21 protein-coding genes are annotated in these 18,124 nt (G+C 36.3%); 10 read left to right on the top strand and 11 right to left on the bottom strand.

Going from position 1 to position 18,124, the window contains the following annotated elements:
* The first annotated feature begins 41 nt into the window (after nt 1–41).
* The gene (argS, locus tag AC6EIW_RS09080) at nt 42–1,865 is read left to right on the top strand and encodes an arginine--tRNA ligase (RefSeq protein ID WP_498520329.1); all 1,824 of its coding nucleotides are present in this window, start codon (nt 42–44) and stop codon (nt 1,863–1,865) included.
* Nucleotides 1,865–2,980 (top strand): pyridoxal phosphate-dependent aminotransferase, encoded by a 1,116-nt coding sequence (locus AC6EIW_RS09075; protein WP_498520328.1) that lies wholly within the window; start codon nt 1,865–1,867, stop codon nt 2,978–2,980. Before argS ends, AC6EIW_RS09075 begins: the two co-directional genes overlap by 1 nt.
* A gap of 34 nt (nt 2,981–3,014) precedes the next feature.
* Here AC6EIW_RS09075 and AC6EIW_RS09070 read toward each other — a convergent pair whose 3' ends face one another.
* The 5 genes from AC6EIW_RS09070 to prfB all read right to left on the bottom strand — a co-directional run bounded on the left by AC6EIW_RS09070 (nt 3,015) and on the right by prfB (nt 6,022).
* The gene (locus tag AC6EIW_RS09070) at nt 3,015–3,611 is read right to left on the bottom strand and encodes an anthranilate synthase component II (protein WP_498520327.1); all 597 of its coding nucleotides are present in this window, start codon (nt 3,609–3,611) and stop codon (nt 3,015–3,017) included.
* Between the two features lie 13 nt (nt 3,612–3,624).
* Nucleotides 3,625–4,071 (bottom strand): diacylglycerol kinase family protein, encoded by a 447-nt coding sequence (locus AC6EIW_RS09065; RefSeq protein ID WP_498520326.1) that lies wholly within the window; start codon nt 4,069–4,071, stop codon nt 3,625–3,627.
* An 84-nt stretch (nt 4,072–4,155) separates the two neighbouring features.
* The gene (ybeY, locus tag AC6EIW_RS09060; protein ID WP_498520325.1) at nt 4,156–4,692 is read right to left on the bottom strand and encodes an rRNA maturation RNase YbeY; all 537 of its coding nucleotides are present in this window, start codon (nt 4,690–4,692) and stop codon (nt 4,156–4,158) included.
* 16 nt (nt 4,693–4,708) lie between these two features.
* Complete coding sequence (locus AC6EIW_RS09055; RefSeq protein WP_498520324.1) at nt 4,709–4,900, bottom strand: DUF3285 domain-containing protein; 192 nt, start codon at nt 4,898–4,900, stop codon at nt 4,709–4,711.
* An 11-nt stretch (nt 4,901–4,911) separates the two neighbouring features.
* A protein-coding gene (gene prfB / locus AC6EIW_RS09050; protein WP_498521640.1) for a peptide chain release factor 2 occupies nt 4,912–6,022 on the bottom strand; the annotation gives its coding sequence in 2 pieces (ribosomal slippage) (nt 4,912–5,946 and nt 5,948–6,022; 1,110 coding nt in all).
* 85 nt (nt 6,023–6,107) lie between these two features.
* Between prfB and grxC the strand changes: the two genes are divergently transcribed.
* Both grxC and gshB read left to right on the top strand, forming a co-directional pair.
* Nucleotides 6,108–6,371 carry a glutaredoxin 3 gene (gene grxC, locus AC6EIW_RS09045; protein WP_498521639.1) on the top strand — a complete coding sequence of 88 codons (264 nt, stop codon included), beginning with the start codon at nt 6,108–6,110 and terminating at the stop codon, nt 6,369–6,371.
* A gap of 3 nt (nt 6,372–6,374) precedes the next feature.
* Nucleotides 6,375–7,304, top strand: a complete 930-nt coding sequence (gshB, locus tag AC6EIW_RS09040; protein ID WP_498520323.1) for a glutathione synthase — start codon at nt 6,375–6,377, stop codon at nt 7,302–7,304.
* Here the strand turns inward: gshB and AC6EIW_RS09035 are convergent.
* Nucleotides 7,282–8,682 carry an isochorismate synthase gene (locus AC6EIW_RS09035; RefSeq protein ID WP_498520322.1) on the bottom strand — a complete coding sequence of 467 codons (1,401 nt, stop codon included), beginning with the start codon at nt 8,680–8,682 and terminating at the stop codon, nt 7,282–7,284. The genes gshB and AC6EIW_RS09035 overlap by 23 nt on opposite strands.
* Nucleotides 8,683–8,781: 99 nt before the next feature.
* Between AC6EIW_RS09035 and menA the strand changes: the two genes are divergently transcribed.
* Genes menA through AC6EIW_RS09020 form a run of 3 tightly spaced genes read left to right on the top strand, consistent with a single transcriptional unit; the run spans nt 8,782 to nt 11,929 of the window.
* Nucleotides 8,782–9,705: a 2-carboxy-1,4-naphthoquinone phytyltransferase gene (gene menA, locus AC6EIW_RS09030; RefSeq protein ID WP_498520321.1), complete on the top strand. Its 924-nt coding sequence runs from the start codon at nt 8,782–8,784 to the stop codon at nt 9,703–9,705.
* A gap of 20 nt (nt 9,706–9,725) precedes the next feature.
* A complete protein-coding gene (gene menC, locus AC6EIW_RS09025; RefSeq protein WP_498520320.1) occupies nt 9,726–10,697 on the top strand; it encodes an o-succinylbenzoate synthase in 972 nt (323 codons plus the stop codon).
* Nucleotides 10,694–11,929 carry an AMP-binding protein gene (locus tag AC6EIW_RS09020; protein WP_498520319.1) on the top strand — a complete coding sequence of 412 codons (1,236 nt, stop codon included), beginning with the start codon at nt 10,694–10,696 and terminating at the stop codon, nt 11,927–11,929. The genes menC and AC6EIW_RS09020 overlap by 4 nt, the downstream gene beginning before the upstream one ends.
* Here the strand turns inward: AC6EIW_RS09020 and AC6EIW_RS09015 are convergent.
* Both AC6EIW_RS09015 and AC6EIW_RS09010 read right to left on the bottom strand, forming a co-directional pair.
* Entirely contained in the window at nt 11,926–12,378 is a 453-nt protein-coding gene (locus AC6EIW_RS09015) for an acyl-CoA thioesterase (protein WP_498520318.1), read from the bottom strand. The two genes, AC6EIW_RS09020 and AC6EIW_RS09015, sit on opposite strands and share 4 nt — an antisense overlap.
* A gap of 5 nt (nt 12,379–12,383) precedes the next feature.
* The gene (locus AC6EIW_RS09010) at nt 12,384–13,568 is read right to left on the bottom strand and encodes an NAD(P)H-quinone oxidoreductase subunit H (protein ID WP_498520317.1); all 1,185 of its coding nucleotides are present in this window, start codon (nt 13,566–13,568) and stop codon (nt 12,384–12,386) included.
* Between the two features lie 41 nt (nt 13,569–13,609).
* On the opposite strand from AC6EIW_RS09010, the gene rsmH reads away from it, so the two are divergent.
* Nucleotides 13,610–14,524 carry a 16S rRNA (cytosine(1402)-N(4))-methyltransferase RsmH gene (gene rsmH / locus AC6EIW_RS09005; RefSeq protein WP_498520316.1) on the top strand — a complete coding sequence of 305 codons (915 nt, stop codon included), beginning with the start codon at nt 13,610–13,612 and terminating at the stop codon, nt 14,522–14,524.
* A gap of 7 nt (nt 14,525–14,531) precedes the next feature.
* Here rsmH and AC6EIW_RS09000 read toward each other — a convergent pair whose 3' ends face one another.
* The gene (locus AC6EIW_RS09000) at nt 14,532–15,680 is read right to left on the bottom strand and encodes a cysteine desulfurase family protein (protein WP_498520315.1); all 1,149 of its coding nucleotides are present in this window, start codon (nt 15,678–15,680) and stop codon (nt 14,532–14,534) included.
* Nucleotides 15,681–15,758: 78 nt separating this feature from the next.
* Between AC6EIW_RS09000 and AC6EIW_RS08995 the strand changes: the two genes are divergently transcribed.
* Nucleotides 15,759–16,487, top strand: a complete 729-nt coding sequence (locus AC6EIW_RS08995) for a response regulator transcription factor (RefSeq protein WP_498520314.1) — start codon at nt 15,759–15,761, stop codon at nt 16,485–16,487.
* Between the two features lie 31 nt (nt 16,488–16,518).
* On the opposite strand, the gene bchM is transcribed toward AC6EIW_RS08995, so the two are convergent.
* Both bchM and AC6EIW_RS08985 read right to left on the bottom strand, forming a co-directional pair.
* Nucleotides 16,519–17,220, bottom strand: a complete 702-nt coding sequence (gene bchM, locus AC6EIW_RS08990; RefSeq protein ID WP_498520313.1) for a magnesium protoporphyrin IX methyltransferase — start codon at nt 17,218–17,220, stop codon at nt 16,519–16,521.
* Between the two features lie 28 nt (nt 17,221–17,248).
* A complete protein-coding gene (locus AC6EIW_RS08985) occupies nt 17,249–17,449 on the bottom strand; it encodes a hypothetical protein (RefSeq protein ID WP_498520312.1) in 201 nt (66 codons plus the stop codon).
* A gap of 116 nt (nt 17,450–17,565) precedes the next feature.
* Here AC6EIW_RS08985 and purE point away from each other — a divergent pair, with 116 nt between their 5' ends.
* Nucleotides 17,566–18,105 (top strand): 5-(carboxyamino)imidazole ribonucleotide mutase, encoded by a 540-nt coding sequence (gene purE / locus AC6EIW_RS08980; protein WP_498520311.1) that lies wholly within the window; start codon nt 17,566–17,568, stop codon nt 18,103–18,105.
* Nucleotides 18,106–18,124: the final 19 nt, after the last annotated feature.

Here is an 18,124-nt window from a genome sequence, read left to right as displayed (position 1 = left end):
AAGCCAAGAAATCTTAACAGCTCCACCTAACCACAAACATCATGCTTGCAATATCCGCCAAATTAGAAGAAGCAATAAATAGAGCTTTCATTAAGGTATTCCCAAAAGAGGACCGAACCTCAAAAACCTCCTCAATACTCACAAGTTCTAGCTTGGTCCCCGCATCTAAGCCAGAGTTCGGAGATTTTCAAATAAATTGTGCTTTAGCACTTTCAAAAGAACTAAAAAAGCCTCCTCGTCATATCGCACAACAAATCACTGATCAGCTTCAAAAAGATAAAGGTTTCTTGGAATTATGCAACCCACCACAGATCGCAGGTCCAGGATTTATAAATCTATCTATTAACGCAAAAACACTTATTTCCGAGATCCATCTTCGTCTAAACGATCAAAGATTAGGAGTGCCTCAAAAAGAATTCAGCAATGAAAAAGCAGAAGAAGGAACAAATAACAATCGAGTTATTATTGATTTTTCCAGTCCAAATATTGCTAAAGAAATGCATGTTGGTCATTTACGATCAACAATTATTGGTGATTCTCTCGCACGGGTTCTTGAATTCTGCGGTTATGAAGTCTTACGAATCAATCATGTGGGCGATTGGGGTACACAATTTGGCATGCTCATCACTCATTTAAAAGAGGTAAGCCCAGAGGCACTCCATACAAAAGATGTCGTGGAAATAAGTGACCTTGTAAATTTTTATCGTCAAGCAAAAAAAAGATTTGATGAAGATCAAATTTTTCAGAATAAATCTAGAGGTGAAGTTGTTGATTTACAAGCAGGTAATCAAGAAAGTCTAATTGCATGGCAATTGCTATGTAATCAATCAAGAAAAGAGTTTCAAAAGATCTACGATCGGCTTGATATCAAACTGACTGAAAGAGGTGAATCCTTTTATAACAAATTTTTAGTAGATATAATTGATGATTTAAAAAATAAAAATTTGCTAATAAATGATCAAGGAGCTCAATGTATTTTCCTTGATGGCATAGTAGGTAAAGACGGCAAGCCCCAACCAATAATTATTCAAAAAAGTGACGGAGGTTTTAATTATGCAACTACTGATTTAGCAGCGATTAAATACAGATTGACAAATCCCCCAGATGGAGATGGAGCATTCCGCTTGATTTATGTAACCGATGCTGGGCAAGCATCACATTTTTCTGGTGTTTTTCAAATTGCAAAACTTGCAAATTGGATTCCTAAAGATTGTCAAATTGAGCATGTCCCCTTTGGTCTTGTTCAAGGAGAAGATGGTAAAAAATTAAAGACTCGTTCCGGAGAGACAGTTAAATTAGTAGATCTTCTGGATGAAGCAATTCAACGAGCAAAAGACGATCTTATAGATCGTCTCAATACTGAAAGTAGATATGAGAATGAAAGTTTTATAGATAAAGTTTCGACAACTGTTGGGATTGCAGCCATCAAATATGCGGATCTAAGTCAAAATAGAGTCTCTAATTATCAATTTAGTTTTGATAAGATGCTCTCTTTGCAAGGGAATACAGCTCCTTATTTACTTTATGCATTAGTTCGAATAGCTGGTATTTCTCGTAAAGGTGGGGATTTAAACGTATTAAGTCAGGATATTCAATTCAAAGAACAACAAGAATGGACATTAGTTCGTAAGCTTTTACAACTTGATTGTGTGATTGCTGAAGTCGAAAAAGAGCTTCTTCCAAATCGCTTATGCGGATATTTATTCGAATTAAGTCAAATCTTTAATAGGTTCTATGATCAAGTTCCTATTTTAAAAGCAAGTGAACCCTCAAAGACGAGCAGACTTGCTTTATGTTCTATCACTGCAGATACACTTAAACTGGGTATGAGTTTGTTGGGGATACCCACGCTGGAAAGAATGTAATGAAAAAGACAGAAGATTCATTCATAGATCTACCAAATCCCAGGAAAAATGTAGAGGATTTAAAGCCTTATTCAGCACCACTGGAAGGTCGAAGAAATTTACTAAGACTAGACTTTAATGAAAACACTATTGGACCAAGTCCACTAGTAATTAAATCTCTTAGAGAAATAAGTAGAGATGAAATATCTATTTATCCTGAATACTCAGGCCTTCAAGAAAAGGTGGTGGAAACTCTTATCAAGCAAAATGCAAGGGTGAATATAAACTCATCTGAAATTGGTATTTTTAATGGAGTAGATGCAGCAATAAATGCTATTTTTCATGCCTATGGCGACTTAAATGATCTAATGTTAACAACATCGCCTACTTTTGGATATTATGCTCCATGCGCACAAATGCGAGGAATGAAAATTATCTCAATACCTTATCAGGGTCAGGATTTTCAATACCCATTTGATCGCATTTGCGAACTCATTACCCAAAATAATCCTAAGATTTTACTCATATGCAATCCAAACAATCCCACCGGAACAAGACTTAGTCCAGAAAAAATTATAGAGATCACAAAGCTTTCATCTAAAACACTAGTTGTTGTCGATGAACTTTACGAGGCATTTACAGGTGATAGTGTTCTGCCATTTGTAAATTTCAAAAAAACACCTAATCTTGTTGCACTAAGATCGCTTTCTAAAACTGCTGGTTTAGCAAGTTTAAGAATTGGATTTGCTATTGGTAACTCTAAAGTAATTAACATAATTAATAGAGTCACTGGTCCTTATGACGTCAATAGCTTTGCTGTGATCGCAGCTTTTGCAGCACTTAAAGATCAACCCTATATTGATTCTTATGTAAATAAAGTACTGGAGGCTCGTAATTGGATAAAAAATACATTTGAAAAGTATCAAGTAAAGCATCATATTGATGGAGGGAACTATTTTCTACTTTGGCCAAAATCAAACCCAAGACACGTTGAACAACAGCTAAAGTCATCTGGAATACTAATTAGAAATATGGATAAGAAAAAAAATTTAGAGGGCTCTATCAGAGTTAGCATTGGAACAATTGAGCAGATGAAAAGATTCTGGTCAGCTTTCAAGGTTGTCGATGAGGTATAAATTTATTTATAACGTCTATAGATAATTAGATAATCTATATATTTTCTGCTACATCCAAGAAATTAGAAAGTAACTTATGCCCAGCTTCTGTCAATACACTCTCAGGATGGAACTGTACCCCGTATATGTGAGGGTAATCCTTATGAGCTATTCCCATAATCGTTTCATCTTCTAGCCAGGCTATAACCTCTAAGCACTCTGGGAGGCTCTGTCTTTCTGCAATCAAGCTGTGGTATCTAGTTGCTACTAGGGGATTAGGCAAATCTTTAAATATTCCAGTACCTTTATGCAAAATATTAGATGTTTTACCATGCATTAATTGCTTAGCTCTAATTATTTTCCCACCAAAAGCTTGCGTAATAGCTTGATGACCAAGACAAACGCCAAGGGTTGGTATTTCAATTGATAAATCAGATAAAATATCTAGACAAATTCCAGATTGATTAGGGTCTCCTGGACCAGGAGATAACAAAATTGCATCAGGATTTAAATCTTTAATCTCACTGATTGTAAGAGCATCATTACGTTCGACTCTTACTTCTGATGCGATTGAATGCTGAGAAGCTAATTCGCCCAAATATTGAACAAGGTTATAAGTGAAACTGTCATAATTGTCGATTACCAAAAACATAATTTTAAAACCATTAAACTCCAAACTGTTTAAGTACTGGAGGCAATAATAATAAAATAGCAACCAGTACTGAACTGAATGAAGCTATTAAAACTGCTCCAGCAGAACAATCTTTAGCGATTTGGGCGAGTGGATGAAATTGTTTTCCAATAGCCAAGTCAACAACTGATTCAATCGCTGTATTAAGCAATTCAACTACTAACACACTAGAGGCTGTGAGGGCCATTATTGCCAAATTACTTTTATTAAGACCTAGTAAGAGACCTAAAACAAACGCACCAATTGCAAAACCAACATGAATTCGAAAATTCCTCTGAGTCGAAAAAGCATATCCTATGCCTTTAGCTGCATATAAAAAGCTGGTTGGAAGATCTTTAGCAATCTTCCATGAAGATCTTTTATTAGGTTTTTGAAGAGTTTTAAACCTGTCCCAAACTTCTCTCTCAGTTTCACTAGGCATCTTAGGAGGCATCCTTATCACTCGTCATTCTTGCTTTTCAAGAATTATAGCTAGTTGCTCTAGCTACAGTAGATTTGTTTTTCATTAACAATTTAAATCTATAAGTTGCTCTTGAATGAAAAGCATTTTATTAAGGCTCTCTTCGTCACTATGATCCCAACCCAAAAGGTGTAAAAGGCCATGAGTGGAAAGCCATCGAAGTTCTCTAAATAAATCAGCACTATTTTCTTTGGCTTGTCTGATTGCTGTCGGAACAGAGATAACTATGTCACCCAATTCGACATATTCATTACTCACACAAAAAGATGTCTCATCAATTATGGGAAATGAAAGCACATCTGTACTTTTTGATTTACCTAGCCAAGTATAATTTAGATCAAGAATTTGTTCATCATTCGTTAATTCCAACCCCAAGCTAAATTGAGACGCATTTCGAACTATTTCAGGACACTTAAGTTCTTCATTGACTTGTATAAATCTAATCCATCTACTTATCTCTTCAATCCACTTACTTGGATTCTTCAAAAGCTCTAAAGTCTCATTGTTTACAGAGGTACCTAAATCTTGAACCGGGAAAGGGTTAAAAGAAAGTTCTAAATCCAATTTTTTTGAACTAGACAAATAATTCTCCATAAAGTTATTGCGGTATGTGAGGTTTTCCAAGAAATGCAACCAAAAGAATAAATCCCAGAAAACCAAAAGCAGTTAAGCCAAAATGATAAAGACTTTGACTACCTTTACGAACCATATTTTTCATCGCAAGTTTCACAAAACTTGGAGGAGGTGTATTTTTCTTGACATCGTCGTCAGAAATATTTTTATTATTCATATCCAATAAATTTATGATTCTTCAATATTTTGCCTTAAAAGAGACTGAATAAAAATATCTATTTCCCCATTCATAACTGAACCTATATCTGTTGTCTCTTGTTCAGTACGTAAATCTTTTACCATCTGGTAAGGGTGAAAAACATAATTTCTAATTTGATTTCCCCAAGCAGCTTCAACAATATCCCCGCGAATATCAGCAATCTCTGCAGCTCTTTGTTCGACTGCTATCACCATTAATTTTGATTTTAATAATGCCATTGCTTTGTCTTTATTTTGAAGTTGAGATCTTTCTTGTGTACATCTAACTGCAATACCTGTAGGCACATGAAGAATACGAACTGCAGTCTCAACTTTATTTACATTTTGTCCGCCTGCTCCACCTGAGCGACTTGTAGTAATTTCTAAATCTTTTTCAGGAATCTCAAGTTCAACCTCCTCATTAATTTTAGGCATAACTTCAACTCCGGCAAAACTGGTTTGTCGCTTTCCATTTGCATTAAAAGGGGAGATTCTGACTAAACGATGTGTTCCTTTTTCATTTTGTAAAAAGCCATATGCGTACAAACCTTCTATTTCGATAGTGACACTTTTTATTCCCGCTTCTTCTCCCTCCGAAAGTTCATTAATAATTACTTTCATCCCATTATTTTCAGCCCAACGGGTATACATCCTTAAAAGCATTTGAGCCCAGTCTTGAGCGTCAGTTCCACCCGCTCCAGCATTAATTGAAAGAACAGCACCCTCCTTATCGTAAGTACCGCTTAAAAGGCGCTCCATTTCCCAACGTTCAAGTTCTAGTTTTAATTTCCTAAGCCCATTGTGAGCTTCCGAGAGAATTTCTTCATCAGGATCTAACTCATAAAGCTCTAACGAGAGATTGGCGTCTTCAATGGCGCTCCTCCATATGGTTAATTTTTCCAACTCTGCTTTAACGTCATCAAGTTGACGCATCTGTTTTTGGGCGTTTTGGGAATCACTCCAAAACTCAGGTTGTGATGCAACTTGTTCTAAATCCTTTTTCCTTGCTAACAATGCAGGCTCGTCAAAGACAATCCTGGGCTTTACCCAGGCGAGCAGTCAACAAAGAAAGGTCTCTTTTAAAATCAGTCAGGTCTTGCAAACGAGGTAATAGAATTAATACATTAAAAGCTATCAGCATATCCACCCAAAAACTATAAATGAACAGATCAATTCACGATTCAGGCATCTCTTCAGTGGAAATATACACTTGGAAATTTTGCCCCTTTTGCCTGCGTGCAAAGGCGCTACTCAATGAAAAAGGGATCCAATTCACTGAATATTCTATTGATGGAGACAATGAAGCAAGAATAAAAATGTCAGAAAGAGCAGGAGGACTCAGAACTGTTCCTCAAATTTTTATTAATGGAAAAAGTATTGGAGGTTGCGACGAGCTCTACGAACTTGAGAGAACTAATAAATTAAATGAAATTATTGAAACTAATAATTGATTCATGAAGCAACTATTTGTTCTTGATCCAATTGAAAATATTAATCCCAAAAAGGATTCATCAGCAGCACTTATGCAAGCTGCATCTAGAGCTAACATAGATGTTTGGATCTGTACTCCCTCTGACCTTCAAGCCCGGGGAGATGATGCATGGGTCGTTTCTAATAAAGTTAATTGTGAACCATGGATCAATGTCCAGTCATCTCAAAGCCTTCCTTTAAGAGATTTCTCCTGCATTTGGATGCGCAAAGATCCACCTGTTGACGAGGCTTTTTTATACGCAACTCATTTACTAGAGGTTGCCGAAAGAGATGGTGTCAATGTAATTAACAAGCCTGCTTCACTTAGAGCTTGGAATGAAAAGTTAGGAGCATTACGATTTAGTGAATTAATGGCTCCCACTCTTGTCGCAAGTAGGGTGGAACAATTAATCACATTTGCAAAAGAGTATGGAGAAGTTGTTTTAAAGCCACTTGGAGGGAAAGGTGGGCAAGGAGTCATACGAATTGCAAAGGATGCACCAGGCTTAGAAGCATTACTAGAACTGGTTACTTCACAAGAACATTTGCCAGTGATGATGCAACAATTTCTACCAGAAGTAATAAATGGCGATAAAAGAATCCTTTTGGTTAATGGAGAACCATTAGGTGCAATTAATAGACGCCCAAAAAAAGGAGACTTCAGAAGCAACCTTGCTTTAGGTGGGGAAGCTGAGATAACTAAATTAACTCCTAAAGAAATAGAGATATGTGATAAAATAAAACCTGCATTACAGAAAGAAGGGCTCTTTTTTGTTGGAATAGATGTTATTGGGGGAATGTTAAGTGAGATAAATGTAACGAGTCCAACTGGTATTAGAGAAGTAGAAAACCTAATGAATGTTCCCTTAGGAGATCAAGTGATCGATTCCCTTAAAGTTCATTTGAACAATTAACCTTATCTAAGTTTAATTGATTTCTTAAAACTTCAAATTTCAAAGCTACCTCTTGCATTTCCTCCTCAACAGTTGAGCCTTTCACTAAGCCAGCCCCAGCAAATAATTTAAGTTCATTGCCTCTAACATGTCCATAACGAATAGCTACCCTAAATTCTGAATTTTGATTTTGATCTATCCATCCTATTGGAGAAGCATATGTTTGACGATCAAATGATTCTAAAGCTGCCAACCAACTCAAAGATTTAGTCAGAGGCAATCCTGCAACTGCAGGTGTTGGATGAAGCGCTTCAACCAACTCAAGAGGAGATTTCTCTTTAACAAAAGCTTCAATCAAAGTATGCAAATGGATTAGATGTCCTTGAGTAATTAATTTTGGTTGAGATGGATGACTTGCTTTAATCCCTTTTCTTAAAAGTTGCTCGATAATAGATTTAACTACAAAATGGTGTTCTCTTAAATCTTTAGAGGAAGCAAGCAATTTCTTCCCATCATCACCTTTCTTTGCAGTACCGGCTAAAGCATCAATTAGCAACTGATTTTTATTGAGACTTATAAGTCTCTCTGGTGATGCACCAAAAAATGACTCATCATTATTTTTTTGCCACAGGAATCGACAACTATTAGATTGTTGAAATCTTAGCCGAGCAAGTAACTTCAGTGGATCCAATGGTTTTTTCAGGAAAAGAAGTTGTCTTGTAGCCAATACAAGTTTATCCAAATCACCTACATTTATTAATTCAATACCCTTGCTTAATGCATCTCGATATTGAGATTTCCAATCATTAGAAAGATCTTCGACAAAAAAATTTTCTTTTAAATCATGGTCAATTATGACTGGTGATTTATTGATCTTTTCTCGAATTGCCCATAATCTTTCTGTCGCTTCACGAACATCTGTCGGATTCTGAGCAACTGAGTTTAAACGTAACCATGTCGATCCTTCTCTTGCAGTTAATTGCCACTTAGGCAGAACAGCCTGCAAAGAAAATTTATCATCTATTGACTTTTCATTACTCTTAATTTGATCAAAGAAAGAAAATGAAAATAGAATCCTTGATGCTGAGAATACTGGGCTTGGACAAGGATCTATCAATCGAGTAAAAATCTCATCACTAAACCTTTTTGCATTTTCAAACCTCTTTGGCCCAGATAAATCCAATGATTGACAATGTCCTCCAGCAGAAATGCACAACCCTGGAGAGAGATCCCAAAGGAATCTAAACTGATGTTTCTCAGCAATTAAAGGTAATGTTGTTAAAGGATCTGCTTGACTTACGGGAGCACAAATACTCAAGATACATTCATCAACTTTTCTTGAACTCCATTTCTGAAGAGAACTAACTAAAAGCTCACTAAAGACAGGTTCCAAATTCATAACCAATTAGACCCTTTAAACATAAATAAACCAATACATGAACTGCTGCCTAATCTTAAGGAAAGAACCAAGAAACAAACAGAGCAGGTTATTTTATCAGTGAAGTCTTCTACAACTGAAAGGAAACATCTTTGGCAAGCTGCAATTAAGTGGCCATTGTATTCAGTCGCAATAATGCCAGTAATTTTGTCTGCAGGATGGGAGCTAGGAATTAGCGGCAATATTCGTCTAGGACAATTCATCGGCTTCCTAATAGCCTCAATCTTGATTTTGCTTTGGGAAAACCTTACCAATGATCTTTTTGACGATGAAACTGGTGTTGACAAATACAAATTCCACTCGGTAGTAGCTTTAACTGGTAATAAAACCACTGTAAGTCGAGTTGCATATTTTTCTCTTTTATTGGGTTTATTTATAATATTGATCCTCGCTTTAAAAAGTAAAATAACAGTACTTTTTTTGGTCTTAATTTGCTGTTTACTTGGATATTTGTATCAAGGACCTCCTTTTAGACTGGGGTATAAGGGGTTAGGGGAACCCCTCTGCTGGATTGCATTTGGCCCACTAGCGACAGCTGCAGCACTAATTGTTATTTCTCCTAAATCCAATTTTGAAACCATCCCCTGGGGTACTGCACTAATGGTTGGGGCAGGCCCGGCGATGGCGACCACTTTGGTTCTATTCTGTTCGCATTTTCATCAAATCAATCAAGATGCTGCTGTTGGTAAAAAATCACCCCTAGTTGTTTTAGGAACTAGTCGAGCAGCAAATTTTTTACCGTGGTTAGTTGGTCTAATATTTCTTTTAGAGTTATTACCAGTACTAAATGGGATATGGCCCCTAACAACTCTTATATGTTTAATAAGCCTTCCTTCAGGATTAGATCTAATTAAATTAATTAAAAGACATCACAATAAGCCAGAGCTAATTAAAAACAGTAAATTTTTAGCTCTTCGCTTTCAGACAATCAATGGGTTATGCTTAAGTTTAGGTTTTGCTATGTCGTATTTATTTTTAAAATAAATTATTAATTTTATTAAATCATGAAATTAATAATTAATATTAAGCCATTTTCATTTCAACTAACAAGAAAGTTAACTACCTCACAAGGAATAATTCATCAAAAGAAGGGTTTATTGTTGCAAATAAAAGACTCAGATGGTAATTGCGGATGGGGTGAAGTTTCACCTATCGAAGAAAGTGAGTTAAGAACATGTATCGAAAAACTCGCTTTTATTGGGAAAAATACTACCAAAGATTCAATAGAAAATTATTTATGTGAATTACCAGGATCACTTGCTTTCGGTTTAGGAGCATCCTTAGCTGATTTAGAAACTCTAAATACAAAAAAGCAAAGTTTTAAAGAGTTTGATATCACAAAATCATGTTATCTTTTACCTACAGATATTGATCCTTTAGATTCAATAGTAAATTATTTAGATAGATCGAATAAAGTGAAAAGTTCACATACAATAAAATGGAAAGTATCTAACAAAGAAAATAATTTTGATGAGGAAAAAATATTACAAAAAATATTAAATATTCTCCCAAAAAATTTCAAACTTAGGATTGATCCAAATGGGGGATGGAGCCGTCAAAAAGCACAAGAATGGAGTATAGAACTCAAAAACGAACATCGCTTGGAATGGATTGAGCAGCCACTTCCATCAAAAGATATTGAAGGATTATTTTCATTGGCTGATCAAATACCAATCGCACTAGACGAATCTTTGGTTGAATTTCCACATTTACGGAAAATATGGAAAAGTTGGCAAATACGACGCCCTGCTTTAGAGGGTGATCCTCGATTGCTTTTAAAAGAGATAGGGAAAGAAGATAATCAAACAGTAATAAGCACAGCTTTTGAAACTGGTATTGGGAGCAAGTGGATTCATCACCTCGCTGCCAAGCAAGTCGAAGGAGAAAATCCATGCGCACCTGGACTTGCACCAGGATGGTGCCCGAGAGGGCCACTCTTTAACAACAATCCAAAATCAGTCTGGGAAGCCGCATGACCAAACTTTCAATTGTAAAATGTGACCCCGAAAAACCCCTGAAATGTTCAAAAGAAATTTTGAAGAATTTTGAAGAGCATAACTGGGTATACCTGGCACCTCCAAAAGATCAAACGAAAATTTCCACATCTGCAACTTTACCTGAGGGAGAAGGCATTATCATCTCAAGCGGGGGAAGTATTGGCGGACCAAATCTTTGTTTCCAATCAATTAAAAATCTAACTAATTCGGCTTTAGCAACCGGAAAGTGGTTGAAGAATCATGGACTACTGCCAAAAGAGTGCATAATTCTAAATTCACTACCTTTACACCATATAAGTGGTTTCATGCCTTGGTGGAGGCATCACACTTGGCAATCAGAGTATCATTGGATTTCACATTCTATGATGCATAAACCACTTCAACTTAAACGGTTTAGTGAAAAATTAACTAATAAATATAGACGTCCATTAATTACATCCCTAGTACCAACTCAATTATTATCTCTAATTGACAATCCTGATGGTTTAAAATGGCTTCAATCTTTTGCCATCATTTGGGTTGGAGGAGCTTTGATTCCCATCGAACTTGCTGACAAAGCGAGAAAGAATTCTATTAATTTAGCTCCTTGTTACGGGGCTACCGAGACAGTCGCAATGGTGACTTGCCTTAGTCCAAAAGATTTTTTAAAAGGAAGTAATAGTGTTGGTTTTCCACTCGAAGATGTTGAGATAGAAATCAACAAAAAAAATTTATTGAAAATTAAAACTAGTAGAATTGCAACTTCAAAATGGAAGGATGACAAATTCGAATCAATTACAGACTCAAAAGGATGGTGGGAAGCAGGCGATTTAGGGCAATTTATTACACTCAATAACAAAAAATCACTTCAAATCCTAGGGAGAAGAGATTCAGCCATTAATTCGGGTGGTGAAACAATTTTCCCAGAAGATATCGAAATGAAATTAATCAAAATAGTCACAAAAAATCAGCTCCCAATTAAAGACATTTTTGTACTAGGCGTGAGTGATAAAAAATGGGGACAACGTTTAGTTGCCTTAGCTCGATTTAAAGAAAAAGAAATTAATAAACCTCAAATCATATCTCTTCTAACTCGTCTAATTAACGACTGGCAACCATCAAAAAAGCCACTGAGCTGGTACGATTGCCCAAAGCTTTCAAGAAATATAAATAAAAAATGGGACCTAAACAAATGGCAAGATTGGGTAGCCTTAAATACACCTATTAACTAAAAATCGAAACAAGATTCATTTAGCCATAAATCTATTTGCTTAGATAATGAACATTTTTCTCTTGTAATCGGATTTATCGATACATGTCTGATATTTGTAGTACCTATCTGCTCACCATTCTTTTTAAATTTAAATCGAAGTATAAATGATGAATCATTTACCTTTTCTGGATATAATTCAACATTAATAGAATCTCCAACATAAAGTGGTTTGGAATAATTTGCTTCACAATGTACGACAGGCAGAGAGAGATTTTGCTTGCTTGGATTAATTTGGGTTGTAGGAAAAATGTCTTTTAAAGCTATTCCATATCTTTCCAAACTTTCTTCCCAAGCTTCATGGCACCATTTGAATAATTGAAGAAAATGAACTACACCTGCTGCATCTGTCTCACCAAAACGAACGGTTCGTTGCAAAAACAACCAATCTCTCCTATCGCGCTTCTTCAAAAGACTTACCTATCAACAGAACCCATAATCACATCAATTGAGCCTAAGATAGCCATTATGTCAGCGACTTTGGCGCCCTTGAGTATGTGAGGAAGTATCTGCAAATTATTTGAATCAGCTGCTCTGATTTTAAACCGCCAAGGAGTCACATCATTATTACCTTGAATAAATACTCCTATCTCTCCTTTCCCAGACTCAAGGCGTGTATATAATTCACCATTAGGAATTTTAAAAGTAGGTGCAACTTTCTTAGCAACATATTGATAATCAAAACCGGACAAATCACCTTTTTTCCCATCAACTGTTCTTTGTGCCTCAAGATTTTCTGTTGGCCCCCCAGGAATCATCTCACAAGCTTGTCGTAATATCTTTAATGACTGTCTCATTTCTTCAATGCGTACTCTATATCTAGCATAACAATCACCCTCTTTCTCCCATGCAATATCCCATTCAAAATCGTCATAGCATTCATAATGATCTACCTTCCTCAAATCCCACGGAACACCTGCTGCACGAAGCATTGGGCCAGAAAGACTCCAGTTAATCGCTTGCTCTTTTCCAATAACTCCTAAACCTTCTATACGTCTACGAAAAATAGGATTATTAGTAATCAATTTTTCATACTCATCAATTTTTGGACCAAACCAGTCACAAAAATCTTTGCATTTTTCTAACCAACCCCAAGGTAAATCACATGCAACGCCACCAATGCGAAAATAATTATTGTTAATCAATCTCTGACCAGTTGCAGCCTCCCATAAATCGTAAATCATCTCTCTTTCTCTAAAAATATAAAAGAAAGGAGTTTGAGCTCCGACATCAGCCAAAAATGGACCTAACCATAGCAAATGATTAGCTATTCTATTCAACTCAAGCATTATCGCTCTGATATAACTTGCTCTCTTGGGTACCTTTATATTTGCTAAACGCTCAGGGGCATTAACAACAATGGCTTCATAAAACATACCAGCCGCATAATCCATGCGACTAACGTAAGGAACAAACATAACGTTTGTTCTATTCTCAGCAATTTTCTCCATCCCTCGATGCAAGTAACCAATAACTGGTTCACAATCAACAACATCCTCTCCATCAAGGGTTACTACTAATCGCAATACACCATGCATTGATGGATGATGTGGCCCAAAGTTGACCACCATCGGCTCCGTACGCGTTTCAAGCTGCGTCATTGGGCCAAACCAAAGCAATGTCTAAATACTAGTAAAAACTTATGAAAGAAGGGCCAATTAGTTCAAGTTCTAACTTTAAACATGTCCCCGTAATGGGGAAAGAAATAATTCAATCACTTAAGGAATTACCAAGTGAATTAACAAAACAAGGATTAATTATTGATGCCACCATTGGAGGCGGGGGACATTCAGCGCAAATACTCGAAAATTTCCCGGGAATCAAAATCATTGGACTTGATCAAGACCCAATGGCCATAAAAGCAGCATCAAAAAAATTAATTAAATTCGGAAGAAGAATAGAAATAATTTCTACAAACTTCGCAGATTTTTCACATCACGAACAAGCCATTTGCGTCCTAGCGGATCTTGGAGTCAGTAGTCATCAACTTGATGAGCCTTCACGGGGTTTTAGCTTTCGTCTAAATGGTCCAATAGATATGCGTATGAACCCAGAAGAGGGTTCAAGTGCAGCCGAACTTATTGAAACTCTCTCTGAGCAAGATCTAGCTGATTTAATATATGAATTAGGAGAAGAAAAACGCTCCAGACGTATTGCAAGAAAAATAAAAAATGATCTAGCAGAAAATGGGCCATACTCTGGAACTCAAGACCTTTCTTATGCAATTGCAGGATGCTTTCCACCAAAACAAAGGTATGGTCGAATTCATCCCTCAACTAGAACTTTCCAGGCTTTAAGAATAGCTGTAAACAATGAATTAGTCTCTCTCGATAGTTTACTTTTAAAAGCTCCAAACTGGTTGCTAGAGAATGGATTATTTATGGTGATGAGTTTTCATTCACTAGAAGATAGAAGAGTAAAATCGAGTTTTAAAACTGACAATAGATTAAAAATACTATCTAAAAAGCCTATGAGAGCATGCCTTGAAGAGATAGAATTAAATCCAAGAAGTAAAAGTGCAAAGTTAAGAATTTCTGCAAAGAAATTTTTAAAATAGACTTAACCTATTGCCTCAGATTAATCACTATATTTGTTATAATTTCAATCGCCTTATTGATATCTTTCTCAGTAGTTTTTCTCCCAATACTCATCCTTATTGATGCTTCAGCATCATTTTTACAAAGCCCTATCTCCTTTAGAACATGAGAAGCATTACCATTACTGCAAGCTGAACCACTAGTACAAAAAATAAACCTTCTTAATTGACCATGCAATTGACTTCCCTTCACACCAGGGAAAGTGATATTGAGATTATGAGGCAATCTTTGATCAATAGATCCATTAACTATCAATCCAGAAATATTCTTTTTTAATCCACTCAACAATAAGTTTCTAAAAAACAAAAGTCTCTTATTCCTCCCATCCTGATCATTTTTTGTTATTTCGACTGCCTTTGCAAAGCCAACAATTAAAGGGACAGGAAGCGTACCAGATCTTAATCCAAGCTCCTGTCCTCCTCCATATTGAGATGGTTCAAGAGGGAATCCTTCCTTAATCACCAAAGCCCCAATACCTTTAGGTCCATAAATTTTGTGAGCACTCAAACTCATCAAATCAATTCGAAATTTATCGGGGTCTAAATCTAAATAACCCAGGGCTTGAGCGGCATCAGTATGAAAAGCGATTCCCTTTCTCTTACAAAAAGATCCAATTTCAGCAATAGGTTGCAAAACCCCTATCTCATTATTTGCAGCCATGACACTAACCAGAAAAGTATCTTTTTCAACAGCTTCAGAAAGTTGTTCAATATTGATTAAACCCTCTTTATTAGGTTGTAATTCTGACAAACGAAACCCTTCTTTTTGAAGCTGCCTAAGCGGGTCAAGGACTGCATGATGTTCAGTTGAAACAGTTATTATGTGTCCAGGTTTTCCAATCAGTTGTGCTTTAGCTCTTGCATGTCCAACTAAACCCAAATTATTTGCTTCTGTTGCCCCACTCGTAAAAATTAATCTTTTAGGATTGATGTTCAAATAGGAAGCTATTGTTTCACGAGATACTTCTACTGCAGCTGAAGCAGAAAGACCTGATCGATTATTAGTATTAGAGGGATTACCCCACAACTCATTCCAATAAGGAGCCATCTCCTCAACAACCTTCGTACAACATGGTGTTGAAGACTGAAAATCAAAATTCAGGTGATTATTATCCATTGATTCATTCGTTAAGCTAAATAACAAGAGAGGAATAAAGGTTAATATCCTTTTAAGAGCTCTAGAAGTCCAATTTTTATGAGTGATCCCAATCCATCAACACAAGAAGTTTCTCAAACTCCAAGGATATTACTTGTCGACGACGAGCCTGGGTTAAGAACTGCTGTTCAGGCTTATCTTGAAGATGAAGGATTTCAAGTTACAACCGCTGTAGATGGAGAAGAGGGATGGGAAAAAGCTCAAAAAATGATTCCTGATGTGATTATCAGTGACGTCATGATGCCTAGATGCGATGGTTATGGGCTTTTAAAAAAAATTAGAGAGGATGAAAGACTTGGAGGTACACCTGTCATTTTCCTAACTGCTAAAGGTATGACAGCTGATAGGACTCAGGGGTATCAAGCAGGTGTAGACGACTACATGCCAAAACCATTTGATCCAGATGAACTAGTTGCAAGAGTTAAGAATGTAGTTCAGCGGCAAGAGCGATTACTAACTGAAGCAGCCAGATTTGCGAATGCTGATGTTGGCCAAATGGCAAAACAAATTACAGAAATAAAATCCATGCTTAGCCAGGGGGATAAAAACAACCTACGCAAAGATGATTCGATTCCTAATTTCACCCCAAGAGAAGCAAGCGTTTTGCAACTAGTTGCGGAAGGTTTAATGAACAAAGAAATTGCAAGACAACTTGAGACTTCTATCCGCAATGTAGAGAAATATGTGAGTCGATTATTTATTAAAACCGGCACTTCTAGTAGAACAGAACTAGTTAGATATGCACTTGAAAATCATTTAGTTACCTAAATGTGTTATGAAAAATAAAGGCTTTTTTTCACTAGGATTTCACAAATTCTATCAATTTTGAGAAATAAAAAGGAGCTTGATTCAACTTGCTTTTGACCACTTTAAAGCCAGATTGCTTTGCAGCTTCAATAATTCCTGACTCCCTTAATGTGTAGGCCCTAGTGGTTTTACTTGGTCCAGGGAATAGCTGACCAATACCTTTCAAAAGCGCTAGTAAAGGGGTGTAAGGAGCAAAGCTAACAATTAATCTCTCATCAGATAATTGACAGAGATGTTTCACCATCGTCTCAGCCTCCTGTTGAGGGTAATGAATGAAAACATCTAAGCAAATAACTGTATTAAAGGAACCTTTTAAATTCTCTAAATCAGATGTTCGAAAATTCAGCTTATTGAAGTCCAAGCCTGCCTCCTTTGCCCTGTTTTTCGTCTCAGTTATCATTGCTTCAGAAATATCACTTAAATGAATTGATTTAGCACCCAATTTTGCCAATGGGATACTTAAGCTACCAACACCGCAGCCAGCATCACAGAAACTTTTATCCTTTATATTGTTGTACTCTTTCAACCAATTAATGACATCATCAACTGTTTTTTGGTGACCTATCCTTATATTTTTTTGCACTTTATTTACATCATCACTTTCGCTATATATTCGATTCCATCTATCAAATCCTGTCCCATTAAAATATTCAGTGACTTCGGCTTTTTCATTGTTCTCAATTTGCGTTGTCATTTAATCAGATAATTACCTCTTACCAATCTTACGCAGCCAACTGCCAAGACAACTGATGATTACAAGAATTCATTCTCCATCGAAGTAAAGACTGAATATTTTTCCAGTAAAAATTATTGCAGTCATTATGTTTTGACTCAATACCATACTTAGAACAAGTGTTGCCATCAGGCAGAAGAATAATCATAACCCTATTAACTATTTTCTTCCATCTATCTGGTGAATGCAAAGTGAATTCTGCAATGTCTCATTTGGAAGTCTGTGTAAACTATTTTCCACTGTTAGGAAATGCAGGATTTCTAAATAATTGGCATTATTAAGAATGAGATTTATAAAAATTGACAATTGTCTTTAACCGAAGCTCATACATTGAAGGAAGTAGCAGTAGTGATGGGTAGTGATTCAGATCTTAAAACTCTTGAACCTGCCATTACAATCCTAGATAAATTTGGGATAACTAATGAAGTAAGGATCTTATCCGCTCATAGAACTCCTAAAGAAATGATGGATTTTGCTCAGATGGCAGAATCAAATGGTTTTAGAGTCATAATTGCGGGGGCTGGAGGGGCTGCTCATCTACCTGGAATGATCGCATCTCTTACGACCCTTCCAGTAATAGGGGTTCCAGTCAAAAGCAAGGCGCTTTCGGGAGTAGATTCTATGTATTCAATCTTGCAAATGCCCTCAGGCATCCCAGTGGCAACAGTTGCCATTGAAGGTGGCCTAAATGCTGGCCTTTTAGCTACTCAAATTTTGGCAATTTACAATACTGAATTAAAAAACAAATTAAAAACCTACAGATCTGAGCTTCATGATCTTGTAGTAAAAAAAGATCAAAGACTTAAAGAAATTGGAGCTGGAATGTATCTAGAAAAAATGAAATGAACTTGAAATGAATTACTAA

Source organism: Prochlorococcus sp. MIT2308 (assembly GCF_059772345.1).
The sequence above is the reverse complement of the archived record's forward strand: the minus strand, read 5'-3'. Positions and strand labels throughout refer to the sequence as shown.